Source organism: Collinsella sp. CLA-AA-H167 (assembly GCF_040095305.1).
Lineage (GTDB): Bacteria > Actinomycetota > Coriobacteriia > Coriobacteriales > Coriobacteriaceae > Collinsella.
The window spans coordinates 1-18718 of sequence record NZ_JBBNGA010000002.1; the positions used below are offsets into that span (position 1 = coordinate 1).

Genomic DNA, 18718 nt, shown 5'->3' on the forward strand with positions numbered 1-18718 from the left:
GGGGCCGCCTCTCGGCGGCCTTGCGAAAAACAAATCCAAGTTAGACCATTTCAAATGGTTCGATGTCTGCCCGGATGCGACACTGAATGTGTCCATCCTCGCAGTATCCGGTTCTCAAGGTGCACGCTGTGCGGCTGATCCGGTCCGACCGGGCCGCGCGGCAAGGAGATATATTGCCAGACCGGAGGGGCGCCGGGGGCGGGAATCCCGTACTCCATATTTTGTTCACAAATGAATAGGTCCCTCAGTCACGTCACTGAGGTTATAACTGAAGCATCAGCTTCTGATATTGGCGGTGACCAGCTGGTTTATAGATGTTGAGGCATCGGTCATCTCTGGAGCGCCACTTTACTCCAAAAGCATCGGTTATTTGTTTCCCGTCGGTAAAAGGCAGGTTTTGTTCGCCAAGCGTTCCTATATATAGAAGTTCGGGTTCGAACCGTGCATCGGTAACAAAAAAGCGACCAGCCGGAGCCGATCGCTTTCTATTCTATGCTGGAGCATCCAGAGGGGTGCTTCCGAACTCATTTTCTCGCTGCCATTCATGCTTTCGAAGCATCTTTCTACAGCCCTCGTTGTCTATCCTCGTATCTCACAGGTCTTCCGGAAATTCACAAGCAGTCTTAGGGTCAATTTAGTTCTGCTTTCAGAGACTTGTTTGAGAGTTTTTAAAGACAGTTCAAAACAATAAGTGAGACACCATAAAGCAGAGCAAGATGAGCCGGATAGAAAATGTAGAAGAAATATTTGAGCTTCAGCCCTCGCTTGCCATTATAAAGATTGATAAGCAGCAACGAAACGACCGCGGCAGCAACATCAGGATTAAATATATTAGCTGTAGCAAACTCAAATCCGCCGCCAACTATATGGCATGACGAAAGGAGCACTGCGCATACTGCAGCAAAGAACATCTTGGCCTTGCTGTCGTGGAATAAATAGAATGCAGCCACAAGCAGAATGCCATACACACCGCCATCTAGTTTAGTGTATTCAGCTGCCAGTGCTGTCAAAACAATCAGAGCAGTTTCTGCGATGTACCTCTTCCATTTTGAAAGGCTTTGTATCTTTTCCAGAATTATCAAGAAGACCAAGCAAAGCAGGAGCTCACACATAACATTTTGTTGCCGAAGGTCAAATAGTTGCCCGGTTTGAACGAAATCGTATATGGGCTCCGCAATGATTGCGAAGACAAGCATATTTCGCAGGTACCTCTTTATGTCATGAGTATGCAAAAATCCCTCAACTATCAAAAAGCAAAATAAGGGAAATGCAATTCTGCCAAGAATATGAAGCACATCCGAAGCCTCGCTTAGAATCGCCCACTGTTCGTCTGATATCTGATTGTACGATGCGTGAGTCATGATTCCATTGGTCAGGACGATCCTGCTTACATGATCGAGAACCATCGAAATGGCCGCTATTATCTTTAATGTGCTGCCGCTAATTCCGTATCTATCTGTTTTCATTTCGTTTTCCTTTCTTTGGGTGGGCCGTCAGAGGTTCGGCCTGCTCTGCAGGCAGCCGCTGCGGCGCTTCGCGCCTCGCGCGCTGCACTGGCAAACGCTCACGCGTTTCCTCAGCTCCGCGCCCTTTCGGGTTCGAACCCATGAAAGGGCGACAAAAAAGACGGCCAACCGAAGTTGACCGTCTCAACAATCTTTGGGTGGGCCGTCAGGGGTTCGAACCCTGGACCTTGGGATTAAAAGTCCCCTGCTCTGCCAGCTGAGCTAACGGCCCGCGGGTGGCATTGTACCACGGTCTGGGACTATTCCCAACTCCATTGGCCGTTCTGGAAAATCACAACTTCACGTCCATCAGGCGTAATGCCCGCAATATCAATGTCGTCCGTACCGATCATAAAGTCGACATGCGTGCTCGAAACGTTAACGCCATGCTCCAGGAGCTCCTCTTTGGACATGTCGTACCCGCCTTCGATGCACTCAGGGAAACCAACACCCAACGCAAGGTGACAGCTGGCGTTCTCATCATAGAGTGTGTCATAGAACAGAACGCCGCTTTCGCGAATCGGCGTATTCTTGGAGATAAGCGCGACCTCACCCAGATGAGCGGCACCTTCATCGGTGTCAATAATGCTCGCAAGCGTCGCCTTACCCACGCGGGCATCGTAGTCCACTACGCGGCCCGCCTCGAACTTAATCCAAAAATCGTCAACCTTGTTACCGTGGTGAATGAGCGGCATAGCCGAATACACGATACCGTCGGCACGCATACGATCAGGCGAGGTGAAGACTTCCTCGGTGGGAATGTTGGGGAAGAAGGGGTGCCCATCGGGCGTCTTGCCCTTGCCGCCGGCCCACTCGTGACCTTTCGTCATGCCAATCGTCAGATCGGTTCCATTTGCCGAGGTGTAATGCAGGTAGTCAAAACGATTGTCGTTCAGGAAACGCAGGTTCTTTTCGAATGCGGCGTCATGGAGTTCCCAGTCGCTCTCCGGGTCCTGGCCATCGGCGCGAGCGGTATGCAGAATCGCATTCCACAGCTTATAGATTGCAACCTCATCGGCGTCTCCCGGGAACACCTCGCGCGCCCAGGCAACGACCGGCGCGCCGGCGATGCACCACGGGTTGATGTTGTAGTCCAGTCCGCGGCGGAAGACCTTGCACTGCGTGTTCCTTGCCTTAGAAGCTGCAGCAGGCTTAGCGGGATCGATGCCCTTAAGAGCGGCAGGGTCCGCACCCTCGATAAAGATAAAGCAGGCACCATCCTGGGCCAGTGAATCAAGCTGCAGGCGCTTCCACTCGGGCGTCTGCTCAAAATAGCTTTTCTCGACATGCTCGTACGTGAGCCTCGTCACGGCGTCATCGGCCCAAATAACCGTCACGTGACCGGCACCGGAGGCATAGGCCTCCGCGACCACCACGCGCGCAAACGGCGCGCACTCGACCGGAGACTGAACGACAACCTCCTGGCCGGGCTTGACGTTTACGCCCTTGCGGACAACCAGGCGCGCATAGTTTTTAATCTTGGGCTCTAGGGCCTTCATGCCCTCCAGAGCCTCTTCGACCGTCAGGGCAGCTCGAATCATGTGCCACTCCATCTATCTATAGAACAGTAAAAAGGCGCGCCGCAAAAACGACGCGCCTTATATCTTAGCGATAAGTATGCATGCAAACGCTACTTCTTCTTGGAGTCCTTCTTGTCCTCCTCGGCAGCCGAGCGCTCGATAAGGGCGTTGAGCTTGTTCTCGGACATGCCCTCGGCCTGCGTGCGGTACATGTTGCGCAGGGGACGAATACGAACGAAGTCGTAGATAAAGTCACCCAAAATGACGACGTAGGACAAAACGATGCCGACCATCTGGACAGGGCTGGACACCATGCCAGCGGGAGCGAAGTAGAGCGAAGCCCAAATTGCCACGACGAGTACCATGCCGATAGTAAGCACGGCCCACCAGATACGACGGCGCTTGGTGTAGTCCTCATCCTGCTTGAGAAGGATATTCGACACCGTGTAGATGCGGTCCTCCTTGGCGCGCTGCTTAGCCTTGCGGGCGCGCTTCTCCTCTTTAGAGAGGCCCTCGAGGTTCTCGCCCTTCTCGAGCTCTTTGCGGCGTGCCTTAGACGAAGCCGGCACGACGCGGACAGAGCTCGCTGCCTGACGGGCAGGCTTAGCAGATGCGGCGGACTTGCGCGCAACCCCGGTAACCTCGTGGGATTGCGTGCGCTTGTTCGTGGCGCTACGGGTACTCACTTATGCGTTCTCCTTCATGCTTGTGAACTGGGAGCCCGTGATGATCTGGAAGGCCTCGCGATAGCGCTCGGACGTGCCATCGATGACCTCGGCGGGCAGGTGCGGGGTCTCCCCCGTCATATCCCAGTTGGCCTTGAGCCAATTGCGGACGAATTGTTTGTCGTAGCTGGGCTGGATCTTGCCCTCCTCGTAGCTGGCAGCAGGCCAGAAACGGCTGGAATCGGGCGTGAGGCACTCGTCGATCAGCGTGACCTTGCCATCGATGACACCAAACTCGAACTTGGTGTCGGCAATGATGATGCCACGGGTCGCGGCGTACTCGGCAGCGGCCTTGTAGATCTTGAGGGAAAGGTCACGAATCTGCGTGGCGATATCCTCGCCCACGATCTCGCAGCAACGCTCGAACGAGATGTTCTCGTCGTGGTCACCAATCTCGGCCTTCGTGGACGGCGTGAACAGCGGCTCGGGAAGCTTGGAAGCCTCGGTCAGGCCCTCAGGCAGCTGGATGCCGCAGACGGTGCCGTTCTCGTCGTAGGTCTTCTTGCCCGAACCGGTCAGATAGCCGCGGACGATGCACTCGATAGGAATCGTCTGGGCCTTCTTAACCAGCATGGCGCGGCCGGCGAGGTAGTCACGATACTCAGCAAACTCCCCAGGGAAATCCGCCGGGTCGATGGAAACGAGGTGGTTGGGAACGATGTCGGCAAACTTATCAAACCAGAATGCCGAGATGCGGTTGAGCACCTCTCCCTTAAACGGAATCTCGTCGGGAAGAATGAAGTCGAACGCAGAAATGCGGTCGGTGGCGACCATCAGCAGGTTTTCACCGGCATCGTAGATATCACGAACCTTGCCACGGGAATCCGGACGACGCTCCATCGTTGTCACGTGAGTCACTCCTTACCAAAATACGACAGTAATGCGGGTTCTTTCCCGCACGTTTTCGCAAACTCGGAGCGGCAGGGATGAAACCCCTCCTTCACCGAATAGCGAAAAGCTAGTGCTCCATTGTAGTAGATGCCGCGTCCGCCGTGTGCTCGCGAGGCAGATGAATCGTAAAAGTCGTACCCTTTCCAAGCTCCGACTCCACGGAAATGTAGCCATGATGTCGCTCGACGATCTGTTTAGTCACGGCGAGGCCCACGCCCAGACCGCCCGCCTCACGGGCACGGCTGGCATCGGCGCGCCAAAAACGGCCGAAGATGCGCGACAAGTCATCCTTGGCAATACCGATGCCGGTATCAGAAACGGCGACGCTGACGTGTTTGCGGTCACTGAGCACCGACACCACGACCCAACCGCCCTCGGGGGTGTAGCGCATGGCGTTGCTCATGAGATTGATGACGCATTGTGTGATCATGTCGGGATCGGCCTCGACGACATCGTCGTGACCCTGGGTTTCATCTGCAAAGCGCAAGCGCAGATCGCGGTCAACAAACAGGCGCTCCTGAGCGTTGACGATGGAACGCACGAAGGGAACCATGTCCACCGGCTCAAGGTTGAGCGGCGCTGTGCTGTTTTCCATGCGCGATAGATCGAGCATCTGCTGCACCAGACGGGCCAGGCGACGTGTCTCGGATGCAACGGTTTCCAGATGCTCGTCGTCGGTGGGATACACCCCATCCTGCATGGCTTCGACTGTCGCGAGCATGGCCATAAGCGGAGTACGAAGTTCGTGAGCCACGTCTGAGGTCAGGCGCTTCTCGTGTTTCATATCCTTCTCGAGCGAAGTGGCCATCTCATCGAAGGTCTCACCCAGCTGATCAATCTCGTCATCACCGCGCAAACCAGTACGAGCGGACAGATCGCCATCGCGAATTTGCTTGGCCGTGCTCGTAATACGATGAATCGGCTTGGTGAGCATGCGCGACACGAGCGATCCGATAACGACCGAAATGCAGATTGCAACAACCGCGGCGAGGGCCATGGCGTTAAAGGTCTTCTCCCTAAATGCAGAATCCGCCTTGGTGAGCAAGGCATCGGAGCCGATGGCCCATAGCTTTACCTGTCCGACATGCTCGCCCGAAGACGTTATGATTTCGACGTTGGCAACGCTATCGGAGTCGGTTGGAGCAGACGAGACCGGGCTATGCGATGCTTTTTTACCGCTCGAGCTGCTCGACGCCGATTCGCTCTCGCGCACATCGGCGGTCGCGCTTGCCGAAGGCCATGAGTCGTCATAGACGACAACGCCCTTCTTGTTGACGACCTGCATACTCAGGTCGTCGGATACCAAACTCGATGTCGCGACCGTGCGCAGCTCGCCCGCAGTCCAGTTGCCGTTTTCCTCATACGACGTCGCAAGCTTTTCGGCAGCAGAATTGGCGATCTCGACGATATTGGAGCGCGTGTAATCCGAAAAGACCGTGCCCCACACAACAGAGACCACGCCCACCAGCACCAATACCGTCATGAGCGATGTCAGAGCAAAAGCAAGTGCCATGCGCGAGGGATAGCTCATCGTTGGCCGTGAATCGGAACGAGGCGTGTTCCAACTAGCCTTGGAACCCGCCTCGCTCTCCTGCTTGTGCTTTTGTCCGATTTCAAAGCGCGCAGGTGTCATATGTGATTTCCCTATTTCTCGTCCGACTTATCGGTCTTGGCCGGAGCCTCGAAGCGATAGCCGACACCGTGGACGGTGTAGAGCCACTTGGGCTTCTTGGGATCATCGCCCAGCTTGGCGCGAAGGTTCTTCACGTGGCTATCGATGGTGCGCTCATAGCCCTCAAAGTCGTAGCCGAGCACCTTCTCGACCAGCTCCATGCGGTTGTAGACGCGACCGGGGTGACGGGCAAGCGTGGTGAGCAGCTTAAACTCGGAAGCCGTCAGGTCGACTTCCTTGCCCTCGACCAAAATCTTGTGGCCCGAGATATCGATGACCAGATCGCCGAAGTCGAGTACCTCGACGGCTGGCTCGTCGGCCTGATGGGCACGGCGGAACAAGGCGCGTACGCGCGCGACAAGCTCGCGCGGCGAGAACGGCTTAATCAGATAGTCGTCGGCGCCGAGCTCAAGACCGATAATACGGTCCTCGATCTCGCCCTTGGCAGTCAGCATGATGATGGGGACATCCGAGGTATCGCGAATGGTGCGGCAAACGCGCTCGCCGGGGATCTTGGGGAGCATAAGGTCGAGCACGACCAGGTCAAACTGATGCTTCTCGAACTCCTCGATCGCGGACTGGCCGTCGCCGACACCCACAACCCAGTAGCCTTCGCGCTCGAGATAGGCAGCGACGGCGTCACGGATTGCCTTCTCATCCTCGACCAGCAGAATCTTTTTTGCATCTGAAGCCATAACACGGCCCCCCTGTCTCAATCAGCTAAGAACAAGCCCATTTTAACGCACCTGAGCCCGCCGGATGCCACTATGACGCGGCAGCTCGGCGGGCGGTACTCACAATTACAACGCGTTTATTCCCCTGTTGGCGCCTTTTTAACCCCTCTAAGCTTAAAGAGAGAATAGGCGTGCGGTGACCGTCTCGGGTATACCCTGGCTGTTGCGCACCGTGGCGTACGTAAGGAATGAGTCCGATTTTCCCGCCGTAGCTGGATAATCGCCATATTCCAAAGCGCGGTCGGGCGACAACAGCGAGCCATAGGTCTTGGCAGAGGTGTCGATGAGAAAATGCGATGCCTGTACCTTAACGAGATATTTATTCTTCTTGCCGGCAGCACATGCGAGCGGCTCGCGGGACAGAAAGAGGTATGGCCCTCCCTCATTACCGATATACGTGCCCATGTTGCCCAGGCTGCCCACGTCACTATAGGTCGCCTCGATAGAAAACACGAAGGTATCGCCCATATATACGGCCTCGAAAGGCGAGACTGACGAGGGAAGGACTAGCTGGGCACGTTTGGTGTTGTTGCCATCGGTCAGATCGATTGCCGTTATGCCGTAGTAGACGCCTTCGTCGTTGCGGACACGCGGCGAGATGGTCAAAATGCCGTCGCTCGCGCGCGGGGCCGATGCAAAGCGGCCCATCGATTTCCAAATTACCTCGGCCTTGGATTCATCAAGCGAGCGACGATAGCAAAACGAATCACTACTCGTTTTATTGCCGCCTGCCGAAGGCATTTTATACCAGATGACCGATAACCCGAACGCCGTAAACAGGGGCGGATCATAGTCCTTGCCACCTCGATCGAGCTCAGTCACGTCGCCAGAGAGCGAAGCGCCCGACAGATTTTGAGCGTAGAGCTTCCACGATGAGTTGGCAAAGTTCATCTCAACCCACGCAAACACGCCATCGCCGGCACGGACATCGTAAAAAGCATATCCCGTGCCCTCGATAGGATCCTCGATTAATGTGGTAAGCGAGCCATCGCCCAGGTTGAGCACACCAAGCGTATTGGCATGCAGGGCAGAAGCAGGCGCCATCATCGCGGCGGCGTAGTCGCCATCGCAGTAGTACAGCAGCGTGCCCAGCGGCAGCGTCCACGACGCCGCCGGCTCAAGATCGATATCAACAGCTTCGTACTCATCAGTGATCGAGACAATCTTCGAATCGTCCTTGATAACCTGCGGCTCGCCGGCGGCATCGTCGCTGGTGCCCGTTTTCTTTGAGCATCCGGCAAGCACCGTGGCAGCGCCCGCGGCAGCCCCTCCGAGCACAAAGCCGCGGCGCGATATTCCGTTCTTGACGTGGTCGGCGATACTCATTAGGCGATCTCGGCGCGAGCGGCCTCGATAGCGCGCGTGAGCTGATCGGCGCAAGAAGTCTTTTTCATACCGCAGGTATTACCAGCGAGAACCTCGATGACGCGATCGGCAGGAGCACCTTCGACCAGCTTAGAGATAGCCTTGAGATTGCCGTTGCAGCCACCGGTAAACTCGACGCCCACCACCTTGTTGCCGTCATCGGACAGGTCAAGGTGGATATTGCGAGTGCATACGCCCTGAGGCTTGTAATCAAAACTAATCATTGCGTTCCCCTCTCGTAAAGCAATTTCAGACGTCTATTATCCCCGTCCGAACCGATAAAGTATCGCGGGCACCGATTCAACATTCCCCAATGCGCAAACCGGCGGTAGCAATACTAGCAATCTGCTTCCCGAGCGTGGACTTTTCGTTTCTCTTGATACATGTTGTGGTCAGCGATGTGGTAAATCTCGGTCAGTGTATAACCGGGTGCCTCTGCCGTCGCGACGCCAAACGACGCACTGACCGTCAGCACCTCATCGCTCGCAGCAGCAAGGCTGAGGCGAAGATCTTGCACTACTTCACATGCGGATTCGCGATCGGTGTGAGGGTAAATCAGCAAGAACTCGTCGCCACCAATGCGCATAGGCACAAATTTCTCGCCTGCCGCCCGCCTCAATACAGACGCCGTACGCCGTAGCAGCTCATCGCCCATTTCGTGACCGTAGAGATCGTTGGTACGCTTGAGGAAATTGCAGTCCATCATGATCACACTCACGGGCAGGGACTCGTTCACCAGGTCGTCGCCAAGGGACTCAAGGTAATTTCTATTGCGAAGTCCCGTCAGCTTGTCCTGGAAAGAAAGCTCCTCGGCGCGCTTTGTCATCGAGATGTTATGCGTTGCCACGACGACCGATTCCAGTCGACCCCGCTCATCGCGGCGCTGTGGAACAACCTGCAGCGAATACCACGTACCTCGGCAGTCTCGTACCTCGGCATCCAAGTACGGCGCGCCCTCCATACGATCCCGAAGCGTCTTTATATCTAAGAGCTCCATGACCGCCTCGCGACTTTCGGGACTCACAATGTCACGGCAAACCGTTGCAAAAAAGTCATATGCCTCGGCGTGCTCGGCAAATATCTTCGCCACCGATGGCGACATGTTAATCCCCTCGATCTCAAGCGTGTCGAGATGCAACAGGAGGGTCGACTCATACGTGGTACTGATGGCATTGATGATGCCGAGCTGCTTGTCCTTTTCGGCCAAATTGCGACGATCGGCGACGATACGCACCAACAGCACTACAACCAAAAACACCAGGAACGCCAGTACGCCGGCAGTGATAAATGAAATCCTGCCCGACATGACCTCAGATTTGGGATAGAGCGCAAACAGGCGATAGTCCTTATACGCCGCACGCACGGCATACCAGGTACTTCCCCGATATTCGACACGTGATAAGCCTTCGTCTTTCCAATCAATTCCGCTATCGGCAAGAAGCCGGGCGAGAGCCATATCGACGGTCGAATCGTTTGAAGAAACGATTTGCGCATCGCGCATCACGAACACCGTTGGGCTCTGATGGAATGTGTTGTTCACGAGCACGTCGGCGATCGTATACGAATAATCATCGGCGGGCTCGGGCGCAAGCGATCGATACCCCAGCGCTACGCCATCACCGTACGGAACAACACTCACGGCAAAGTCGACATCTCGACGCTCAACGACCGTCGAGTAGGACACCTTGGAGCCTCGGTACATCGATGCGACCGACGAACAGGCAAGCTCCTCTCGCCATAGCATCAGCGGATCGCGGCCGTCGATATCGTAATGAGCGGCCATATGACCGTCGGCGTCCATGACCAACATTCCCGAAAGGTGCTCGGTATGGACGTACTCCTCGACGAGGTCATCGTTGACTTCAACGTGATCAGATGGCAAGAACGTCGCAAACGACTCGAGCGCGGCATCCAAATTGTGCGTCGCCTCGGTTTTTCTTCCCTGTTCGTATCGGTCATATTTTTCGCAGGCGTTTTTTAAAAACACCATGGTTTCCTGGCAAAACCCAAGCGTTTTATCGAGACAGCGATGCGTGCCGACCACATACAGCAGACCCAACAAAGCAGCGCTGGCCACAACGCAGATAGCCGCGGTGACTAATGCCTTTCGGCGTAAGCGGCGCTCATCATTTGTCATGATTCCGCTCCTTGCCCGTCCGTCGTCGCCCCCGCCTTGTACTTGCCCACAATGCGCTCAATCGTGCCATCTCGATCCATCTCGAACAGCACGGTATTGAGGTTTTTGACGTGCTCCCCCTCATAGCCGTCCTCAAACGCGACGCCAAGGTCAACCGTCATAACGTTGTCGGCGAACACACGATACAGGCCGGGATACTGGGCGACGAGGGGACCGAGCGACTGAACGTCCGCCATCCAACAGTCAACATACCCTTTGGCAAGGGCAGCTTTACAGAGTTCGGCAGAGCCATATGATTTGATGCGCACGTCCGGCGAGATTTCCAGATCGCCCGCAAGCAGCCGGCGTTCACTCACCGAACCGGCAATCACTGCAATGGTCTTGCTTCCGTCGAGATGCGCCAAGGACTTGATGCCGCTCGTTTTCTTGGCGGCAACCGAAACCGTTATGGTTAGATACGGCTCAGTCCAGTAATAATCGTCTTCGCGATAACAGGGCGAGTAGTCGCACCACAGACAATCGATATCGCCATTTTTGAGCAGGCGATCGCGGTCATTCCAAGATATGTCGACGAATTGCGGCCTGAGCCCCGCACGTTTGCAAGCCTCGCGTGCGATATCGATATCGATACCGGCGTAGTCGCCCGTGGTATCGATATACACATAGGGATCGTTATCCGTAACGCCAATTTTGAGTTCCGGGAGATCCTTGTCAGCTTCATTCGAGGAGGGGGAACTGCTTCGAACGGTATACGTCAGGGTAACCGCACAGACGACAGCAAGAAGTATGAGCACGGACGAGACAATGGTGGCTCGCTTGATACGTCTGGGCACGCTCCTCCTTTCATCGAAACAGCAGTAAAGTTCATTTTATTACCGGGAGCCAATGCGGCAGTGAAAAAAGTGCCTTGCCCAAAACGGGCTTATAGGACAAAATGTGTGTCCCGATAGAACATCCGTTTCCATCCATTAATCCAGCCAGAACGGGTACGGGTCCCTGTGGTGGAGGTCCTCCCACACGGCCCTGTCGCCCCACTCCGGCCCTCCGTCCTCGCGCGACGGCGAGGCGGAGTAGACGCTGAACAGGAAGTCGATGTCCGCGTCGGTCGGCATCGTGGCGAGCTTCTCGCGCGCCGTCCTCGCGTCCCCCGAGTGCGCGTGGCACCACCAGAACACCGCCTTAACGCGCTTGACCGACGTCAGCCCCCGGTGGTTGCGCAGGACGGCCCTCAGCTGCGAGTTCACCCCTCCCTCGATCATGTTGTTGGTCGACGGCAGCGGGCCGGCCTTGGCCAGGGCGGGGTCGAGGTAGGTGAACAGCGTCCCCGCCGACACCAGCGACGACAGCGACGAGCGCGCCCGCCTCAGCCTCTCGTGGGTGTAGACCCTCCTGCCGTCCACCACGGTCCTGTCCTCCAGGAAGTCGGCCCAGAACCCGCACCAGTCGAGGTAACGCTCGACCCAGAGCTCGGCCTGGTGCAGCGTCTCGATGCCCATGAGGTCGCGCGCGACGAGGTAGAGCTCGCGCCCCGCCTGGAGCTTCGGCCGCGTCGTCGTGTAGCGCTTGACCTGCGAGAAGGCGTGGAAGGTGCACCTCTGGACCCTGGTGCGCGGCCAGGTCTCTCGCACGGCCTTGGCGAACCCGCTCCCGCCGTCGGGGACGGGCATGGGCCAGACCTCCCAGAACTCGGCCGTCCTGCGCCTGAAGGACCGCCCGCCGCCCGGCATCGCCGCCTGGGAGTCCTTGGAGAGGAGCCACCCGAGGAACTCGTCCAGCCTTGTCGCCGTGTCGTCGTACCTCACCGTCGTCGACGCGCCGCAGGCCGTGCACCTCCACCGCTGGGATCCCGATGAGGTCCTGCCGTTGCGCTTGGTCCGACCGCCGCAGTAGGGGCAATAAACGGCCTTCATGGGCACCTCTTCCGAAGGGGTATTTAACGGTTCCGGAAAAGGTTATCTACCTGCGGGAACGATAGGCAACCAGACACACATTCTGTCCGAGCGGTTAAAAGCGGGCACGGAATTTAAACGGCTGAAAAAGGGGCATCGACCTGCGCCGATGCCCCTAAAGTGGACACACATTTTGTCCTATAAGCCCCAAAACGGGCAAGGCGCCAATGGTTGAAATGCATCCGCAGGCGGTCGAATTAGGTCAACCCTACTCGAAGCTCAGCTGCTCCAGACACACGGGATAAAGCCTGTAACGGAAAAGCCCCGTTGGTAAGACGAGTTACCAACGAGGCTTGGACTGGACAGTCGTACTTAAACGAGCGGGGTACCTTAACGCTCGAAACGTTTACGCATAAGAGCGAAGGTGATCAGCGCAACGCCCGCGACAGTAGCAATAAAGGCGACGGCAGGGGCCTGATCGCCCGTATTGGCGAGCGCGCCCTTAGTAGTCTTAGTAGACTTTTTGGTCACCTTGGTCGTCGTCTGCTGACCAGGCTGGGACGGCGTCACGGGCTGCGTAGGCTGAGCCGGCTCCCCATTGGCCTCCTCGCCCGTCACCACGTACGTCGAGAAGTGGCTCGTGCGGAAGCAGAGGTAGTCCCCCTCGATCCACGTATCCATAGCCTGGGTGGAACCATCCTCAGCAACGTAGAGCACCTTGAGATTGGTGAGCGCCTTCATGGCGGCAGTCATCTTGACACGGACGATGAAGGACATGCCATCGAAGTCCTCGATAACCTCGCCATTCTTGAGAAGCTTGATATCGAGCTTCTCGGCAACCTTGGAAGCCCCCTGCTCAAGGCCGGAAATCGTAGCATTGGCGGCGTCGGTAAGATTTGTCGGTTCCTCGACCACAAGAGAGATGCTGTTGTTCTGGGCAATGCCGGCAGCGACATTGTTCTCGGCGCTTACGCTAACGTCCGTTCCGTTGCTACCCGCAACGCCCGCAATGGTCTTTGCCGCTACGGTAACGGCGCAGGTCGCGGTTTTGTCGCCACAGGTGGCGGTAATCGTAACGGTGCCGGCCTTAAGCGGCGTCACGACGCCGTCTTTAACCGTAGCGATCGACGAATCGCTGGAGGTCCAGCTCACGGTCGCATCGTCTGCATCTGCAGGAGTCACCGTTGCGGAGAGCTTTGCGGAGGCGTCGCCTACGGTAAAGGAAAGGTTCGTCTTGTTGAGCTCAACCTTCTGGGCGGGATTGGTCACGCTCACCGAAACGGTCTGGGAGAGCGACCCCGCGGTGATGACGAATGAACCGGAACCAGTCTTGAGGGCAGTGACGGTGTAGGAGCCATCGCCGTTGTCGACAACCTTAAATGCCTTCGAGGCACCCGTGTCATCCAGAGCGAGCTTGGTCTCGTCGACCTCACCTGCCAGGGCTCCGGCAAGAGAGGCTTTTACGGTACCTCCCTCACCCTTCGCAAGGTTGAGGGAGGACTGATCGACTGTAAGACTCGTTGCGGGATTAGAGACGGTCACCGCGCAATCCTGAGAATAGGTGCCATCTTCGGTCGAAGCAGTGATGGTCGCGGCGCCCTTGGAAACAGACGTCACTTTGCCGGTTTGATCGACCGTAGCGACGCTCTCGTTACTGGACTTCCAGACAACCGTCTGGTCAGCCTCCGCGGGAACGACCGTTGCCTTAAGCTGCTCGGTTGCAGCGCCCGCAAGCGTGACCTTCTGCTTATCGAGTGTGATACCCGTTGCAGGTTGAATAACCGTCACCTTGCACGTGGCGCTATACTCGCCGTCCTCAGTGGTAACGGTGATCGTGGCAGCACCGGCCTTGACCGGGGTCACGACGCCGTCCGCAACCGTGGCGACCTCTGGGTCGCTCGAAGACCAGGACACATTCTTATTCGTTGCATTGTTGGGCTCAACCGTTGCGGTCAACGTCGAGGGCTCACCGCCCACAGCAAGCTTAAGATTCGACGCGCTGAGGCTGACGCCCGAGACCTTTACGACCGGAGTGGTTACCGTAATTGTATCCGTGGTTGCAGAGACCCCATCAACCGTTGCCGTGATCGTGGCATCACCGTCACCGACAGCGGTAACAAGACCGTTGCCATCGACGGTAAGGACGCTCTCGTTAGAAGAGGACCAGACAACCTTACTGGCCTTATCGTCAGGGGAAACCTTTGCCTTCAACTGCTGAGTCGTGCCCTTGTCCATAGATGTTGAGTAACCATCCGCAATGGAAACCGTCGTTTTTGCAGGTTCCTCGCCAGGCTTGACGACATGAACGGTCATCGTGTCACAGAGACGACCACCCAAGTACATTGAAACCGTTGCATCGCCGTAACTATGAGGCACTAAATACCCCAAGTAACTGCCACCATTAAACATCGGTCCTTTTACCTCGAGGACATCGGGATTATCTGAAGTGAAAGAATACTTTGCGCCGGCATAGGAGTCCATCAATTCCTCAGCGCTTTTGCTCAGCACGCCCTTTGGATATTCAAACCCCCTGTCACATTCCAGCCAAAGCCAATCTTTGGATATACTATCTGAACTGACCTCACAGGGAAATGTATAATCGCTCGACACAAACTTAGCCTTCGAAAGGCTCACTTCCGCAGGGTCGACAACCTCTATCTCAAAGGGATGGTCATTGCCAAGGCCATCACGAGCATGAGCCTTAACGGTGCCAGGCCTTATTGCCTTAAACGAGTTTTCACCATCGATAAGCTCAACAACATCGCTGCTTTCTAGAGAATAGGTTACAGAGCTAACGAGCGCATCCCAATGTGCACGCTGGCATGCCTTCAGTGCTTCATTTGGGGAAACGTTGAGAATGGCAGACAGATAAGAGCTGTCCCCAACCAGCATCTTTTGTTTTTTGTTCCCACGCTCATTGAATCCAGGCTCCTGATTCTCGGTTACAACATCACATAGCTTCTTCGTCTCGGTCTCGCCGTTGCAATAGTCGACAAGAACCTTGGCCTCTTTTGCATCTTTCGCCAACGCCTCGAGTTGCAAAGAAGCGCTTAGCTCAGAAGTTCCATATGAATAATAATTCGAATTCACCCTTGCCTGAACTTTGGAATCCTTTGAGGGATCTTCCTTTATTTCAAAATATGTAGCCGCACGGGTCTCGTCCTTGGGGCGAACGTAAACTGTCCCCTCTAGCAATGCATAGTGCGTGTTCCCGCATTTTTGCGGACAATCATCCGTGTAACCCAGCGTTGCAGTCGTTGTCGTCGCACCAGATTGGTCATAGGATACGAAACTCACCTTAATTGGATTGACATTAGCCACGCTCTTAATCTTAAGAGAACCGTTTAAACTCTCGTCAGCCTTGCTCTTCATGGTTATAGTCGTTGTGCCGACTTTGGTGGGACTAATTGTCAACACCCAATCACGTGATTTATAGCTCACTTTAGCGATATCCTCATCAGACGATGTGATATCGATATCACTAGGGTCAATGGGCGCCCATTCGTGATTTTTATTAAAAAAGGAAAGCCTTCCTTTCACCGTCTGTCCAACAGCGACATCAAATTCTGACCACACATCGCCTGTAGACGAATCGTATGGGAGAAACGATGCACCCATGGAACCATCCTGCGACTCCAGCATGACAGCATCCGCATGCGGGGCGGCCACCGTCAGCCCAAACGTTGCCGCCGTTAAAGCAACGCAGATGCCTGCGGCTATCCTCCAAAATCCTTTTCTCATTCCCCTAAGTCCAATCTCTCGTGAAAATGCAGTATTCTCCCACACATTAAAATTGACTTAAGGATACCCCCCCCCGACTGAGACTGGCAAGCTAGTGTTTGTCGGAAGAGTCAAATTATCGGCAAGCAACATTCCCGCATTAAAAATCGCCCGTTGTAATGTAGCTTTTCCAAGCACTCTCACGCAAAAGCCCCGTTGGCAAAACGAGTTACCAACGGGGCTTGAGCTGGAAAGTTGTACTTCAAAAGGGGGGGTCAAAAGGAAACTGAAAGGTTTAACTTCGTCCCCAATCGATCAGTTAGAACTCGAGCTGCTCCAGGCGATCGAAGACCGTATCGATGCGGGTGAGGAAGTCCCACGGATCAAAAATCTCGTCGAGCTTCTCCTGGCTGACGGTGCAGCGCGGATCGGCCTCGAGACGCTCCTTAAAGGTGGGGCCAGAGACACAATCCTGCACCTCGTGCCAGGTGGCCATGGCGTTCTCCTGCACAATGGCGTACGCATCCTCGCGGGTGATACCCGTATCGACGAGGGCAAGCAGGACCTTGGAGGAGAAGATGAGGCCGCGGGTCTTGTTGAGATTGGCCATCATGCGGGCCGGATACAGCTGCAGGCCGTCGATAACGCGAATGAGGCACTGGAACATATGGTCAAGCGCGATGAAGCTATCGGCCTGGGCGACGCGCTCGGCAGAGGAGTGCGAAATGTCACGCTCGTGCCACAGGGCGACGTTATCGAAGGCAACCTGAGCGTTGGACTTCACGATGCGCGACAGGCCACAGACCTTCTCCATGGTGATCGGGTTGCGCTTGTGCGGCATGGCGGAGCTGCCCTTTTGACCCTTGCGGAACGGCTCCTCGGCCTCGAGCGTGTCGGTCTTCTGCAGATTGCGGACCTCGGTAGCGATGCGCTCGCAGGTGGCCGCCGTGGTAGCGAGGACGCCGGCGAGGTAGGCGTGATGGTCGCGGGAGATGACCTGCGTGGACAGCGGATCGTGAACCAGACCCAGGTGCTCGCAGACATATTCCTCGACAAACGGTTCAATGGAGCTATAGGTACCGACGGCACCCGAGATAGCGCCAAAGGCAACGTTCTTACGGGCGTCCTCAAGACGATCCAGGTCGCGCTTGAGCTCCCAGGCCCAAGAGCCAAACTTCATGCCGAAGGTCATCGGCTCGGCATGGATGCCATGGGTGCGGCCGGCGCAGAGTGTGTTGCGCTCCTCAAAGGCGCGACGCTTGCAAATCTCGCCGAGTTTTTTGACGTCCTCGATAATCAGGTCACAAGCCTGGGTGAGCTGGTAGCACAGAGCAGTGTCGCCCAGATCGGAGCTGGTCATGCCATAGTGAACCCAGCGGCTGGGCTTGGGGTCGCCCTCGGGAACATCGGCATCGATGTATTCCTTCATGTTGGTCAGGAAGGCAATGACGTCGTGGCGCGTGACTTCCTCGATCTCGTCGACCTTTGCCTTCTCAAAGCTGGCATGGTCGCGGATCCACTGGGCTTCGTCTTTAGAAATGCCAATCTTGCCGAGCTCCGCCTGGGCCTCGCAGGCCAGAACCTCGATCTCCTGCCAAATGGCGTACTTGTTCTCGAGGGAGAAGATGTGTCCCATCTCCGGGCGGGTATAGCGATCGATCATAGCGGCTCCTTTTTGGTTATTGGCACGTTGGTCGTAACCCAACCATTGTACCGTGCGCAGGTGCAAGTATGGGCAGCAGGCATGAACCTAACATTTTGGAATTGGAGCGGGCAACGGGACGTCCGCGCGTCCGCGTCGCGGACGCACACCGGCTGTGGTCAGCATGCCCCGGTCCTCAAAGCCGTCGAAGGAGACCGGATCGAACCGAGTGTCCCAGCATCCCCCTTGGCTGATAGAGCGGGCAACGGGACGGCCGCGTATTTGCTTCGCAAATCCGCACCGGCTGCGGTCGATCTCCTCGGATTCACGGAGACGATGGGGAAGACTTTGTTGAATTGGCCGTCCCAAGGTCTCCCGCGCTCGATGGAGCGGACGACGGGACGTCCGCGTATTTGCTTCGCAAATCCGCACCGGCTGCGGTCGCCTATCGGCGACCTTGCCTGCTCGCTATAAACGCTTCGCGTTTATTTAACGCTCGCACCCTGTCGGGTTCGAGTCCCGGCACTTTATTGAAAAAGGCACAGTAACGAAACGTTACCGTGCCTGAAATTCGAATGGAGCGGGCAACGGGACTCGAACCCGCGAGTGTCAGCTTGGGAAGCTGATGCCTTACCACTTGGCGATGCCCGCTTGTGTGTTGGCTAGTATAACGCGGTTGTCTTGTTCGATACAAGAGTGGTGATGCTTGTTTTAGCTGTGGAGATTCGTTTGAAAATCGCGTCAATTGTGGAGATGAGGACCTTTGTCTTTCTTTTCTTACCATCTTCTACCTGTACTTTTATCTGATTATTGTATTTGAGCTCGATTTGTCAGAAATCGGGCAAGCTTTTGGTCAGCTTCTGGTACTTACCCGCATGAACCATGGCGGTAGCCTCATCCCAAGCGCCGCGGCCTCCC

13 protein-coding genes and 2 tRNA genes are annotated in these 18718 nt (G+C 56.0%); all 15 read right to left on the bottom strand.

Annotated features, from left to right (window positions below; translation table 11 throughout):
- Positions 1-668: 668 nt before the first annotated feature.
- On the bottom strand, positions 669-1466 hold the full coding sequence (locus AAAT03_RS02170) for a TraX family protein (RefSeq protein ID WP_349102496.1): 798 nt from the start codon (positions 1464-1466) through the stop codon (positions 669-671).
- Between the two features lie 198 nt (positions 1467-1664).
- A tRNA-Lys gene (locus tag AAAT03_RS02175) sits at positions 1665-1737 on the bottom strand.
- A 28-nt stretch (positions 1738-1765) separates the two neighbouring features.
- The gene (locus AAAT03_RS02180) at positions 1766-3046 is read right to left on the bottom strand and encodes an aminopeptidase (RefSeq protein WP_349102497.1); all 1281 of its coding nucleotides are present in this window, start codon (positions 3044-3046) and stop codon (positions 1766-1768) included.
- An 89-nt stretch (positions 3047-3135) separates the two neighbouring features.
- A complete protein-coding gene (locus AAAT03_RS02185; protein ID WP_055251296.1) occupies positions 3136-3711 on the bottom strand; it encodes a hypothetical protein in 576 nt (191 codons plus the stop codon).
- On the bottom strand, positions 3712-4590 hold the full coding sequence (locus tag AAAT03_RS02190) for a phosphoribosylaminoimidazolesuccinocarboxamide synthase (protein ID WP_349102555.1): 879 nt from the start codon (positions 4588-4590) through the stop codon (positions 3712-3714).
- Positions 4591-4708: 118 nt separating this feature from the next.
- Positions 4709-6274 (bottom strand): HAMP domain-containing sensor histidine kinase, encoded by a 1566-nt coding sequence (locus AAAT03_RS02195; protein WP_117786700.1) that lies wholly within the window; start codon positions 6272-6274, stop codon positions 4709-4711.
- Positions 6275-6285: 11 nt separating this feature from the next.
- Positions 6286-7008, bottom strand: coding sequence for a response regulator transcription factor (locus tag AAAT03_RS02200; protein ID WP_006236208.1), 723 nt, complete (start codon positions 7006-7008; stop codon positions 6286-6288).
- Between the two features lie 153 nt (positions 7009-7161).
- Positions 7162-8373: a hypothetical protein gene (locus AAAT03_RS02205; RefSeq protein WP_349102498.1), complete on the bottom strand. Its 1212-nt coding sequence runs from the start codon at positions 8371-8373 to the stop codon at positions 7162-7164.
- Complete coding sequence (locus AAAT03_RS02210) at positions 8373-8636, bottom strand: TIGR03905 family TSCPD domain-containing protein (protein WP_117735816.1); 264 nt, start codon at positions 8634-8636, stop codon at positions 8373-8375. The genes AAAT03_RS02205 and AAAT03_RS02210 overlap by 1 nt, the downstream gene beginning before the upstream one ends.
- 113 nt (positions 8637-8749) lie before the next feature.
- Positions 8750-10549: a GGDEF domain-containing protein gene (locus tag AAAT03_RS02215; protein ID WP_349102499.1), complete on the bottom strand. Its 1800-nt coding sequence runs from the start codon at positions 10547-10549 to the stop codon at positions 8750-8752.
- Complete coding sequence (locus AAAT03_RS02220) at positions 10546-11382, bottom strand: transporter substrate-binding domain-containing protein (RefSeq protein WP_349102500.1); 837 nt, start codon at positions 11380-11382, stop codon at positions 10546-10548. Before AAAT03_RS02220 ends, AAAT03_RS02215 begins: the two co-directional genes overlap by 4 nt.
- Positions 11383-11517: 135 nt before the next feature.
- The gene (locus tag AAAT03_RS02225; RefSeq protein WP_349102501.1) at positions 11518-12459 is read right to left on the bottom strand and encodes an IS256 family transposase; all 942 of its coding nucleotides are present in this window, start codon (positions 12457-12459) and stop codon (positions 11518-11520) included.
- A 369-nt stretch (positions 12460-12828) separates the two neighbouring features.
- Positions 12829-16179, bottom strand: coding sequence for an Ig-like domain-containing protein (locus AAAT03_RS02230; protein WP_349102502.1), 3351 nt, complete (start codon positions 16177-16179; stop codon positions 12829-12831).
- A gap of 298 nt (positions 16180-16477) precedes the next feature.
- Complete coding sequence (purB, locus tag AAAT03_RS02235; protein ID WP_349102503.1) at positions 16478-17821, bottom strand: adenylosuccinate lyase; 1344 nt, start codon at positions 17819-17821, stop codon at positions 16478-16480.
- A 555-nt stretch (positions 17822-18376) separates the two neighbouring features.
- Positions 18377-18451 (bottom strand) — tRNA-Gly (locus AAAT03_RS02240).
- Positions 18452-18718 lie beyond the last annotated feature (267 nt).

What these genes read in the sequence shown, in the direction of transcription:
- AAAT03_RS02170 (WP_349102496.1), bottom strand. Translation starts at nt 1,466, where the DNA reads ATGAAAACAGATAGATACGGAATTAGCGGCAGCACATTAAAGATAATA.
- AAAT03_RS02180 (WP_349102497.1), bottom strand. Translation starts at nt 3,046, where the DNA reads ATGATTCGAGCTGCCCTGACGGTCGAAGAGGCTCTGGAGGGCATGAAG.
- AAAT03_RS02190 (WP_349102555.1), bottom strand. Translation starts at nt 4,590, where the DNA reads ATGGAGCGTCGTCCGGATTCCCGTGGCAAGGTTCGTGATATCTACGAT.
- AAAT03_RS02195 (WP_117786700.1), bottom strand. Translation starts at nt 6,274, where the DNA reads ATGACACCTGCGCGCTTTGAAATCGGACAAAAGCACAAGCAGGAGAGC.
- AAAT03_RS02200 (WP_006236208.1), bottom strand. Translation starts at nt 7,008, where the DNA reads ATGGCTTCAGATGCAAAAAAGATTCTGCTGGTCGAGGATGAGAAGGCA.
- AAAT03_RS02205 (WP_349102498.1), bottom strand. Translation starts at nt 8,373, where the DNA reads ATGAGTATCGCCGACCACGTCAAGAACGGAATATCGCGCCGCGGCTTT.
- AAAT03_RS02210 (WP_117735816.1), bottom strand. Translation starts at nt 8,636, where the DNA reads ATGATTAGTTTTGATTACAAGCCTCAGGGCGTATGCACTCGCAATATC.
- AAAT03_RS02215 (WP_349102499.1), bottom strand. Translation starts at nt 10,549, where the DNA reads ATGACAAATGATGAGCGCCGCTTACGCCGAAAGGCATTAGTCACCGCG.
- AAAT03_RS02225 (WP_349102501.1), bottom strand. Translation starts at nt 12,459, where the DNA reads ATGAAGGCCGTTTATTGCCCCTACTGCGGCGGTCGGACCAAGCGCAAC.
- AAAT03_RS02230 (WP_349102502.1), bottom strand. Translation starts at nt 16,179, where the DNA reads ATGAGAAAAGGATTTTGGAGGATAGCCGCAGGCATCTGCGTTGCTTTA.
- purB (WP_349102503.1), bottom strand. Translation starts at nt 17,821, where the DNA reads ATGATCGATCGCTATACCCGCCCGGAGATGGGACACATCTTCTCCCTC.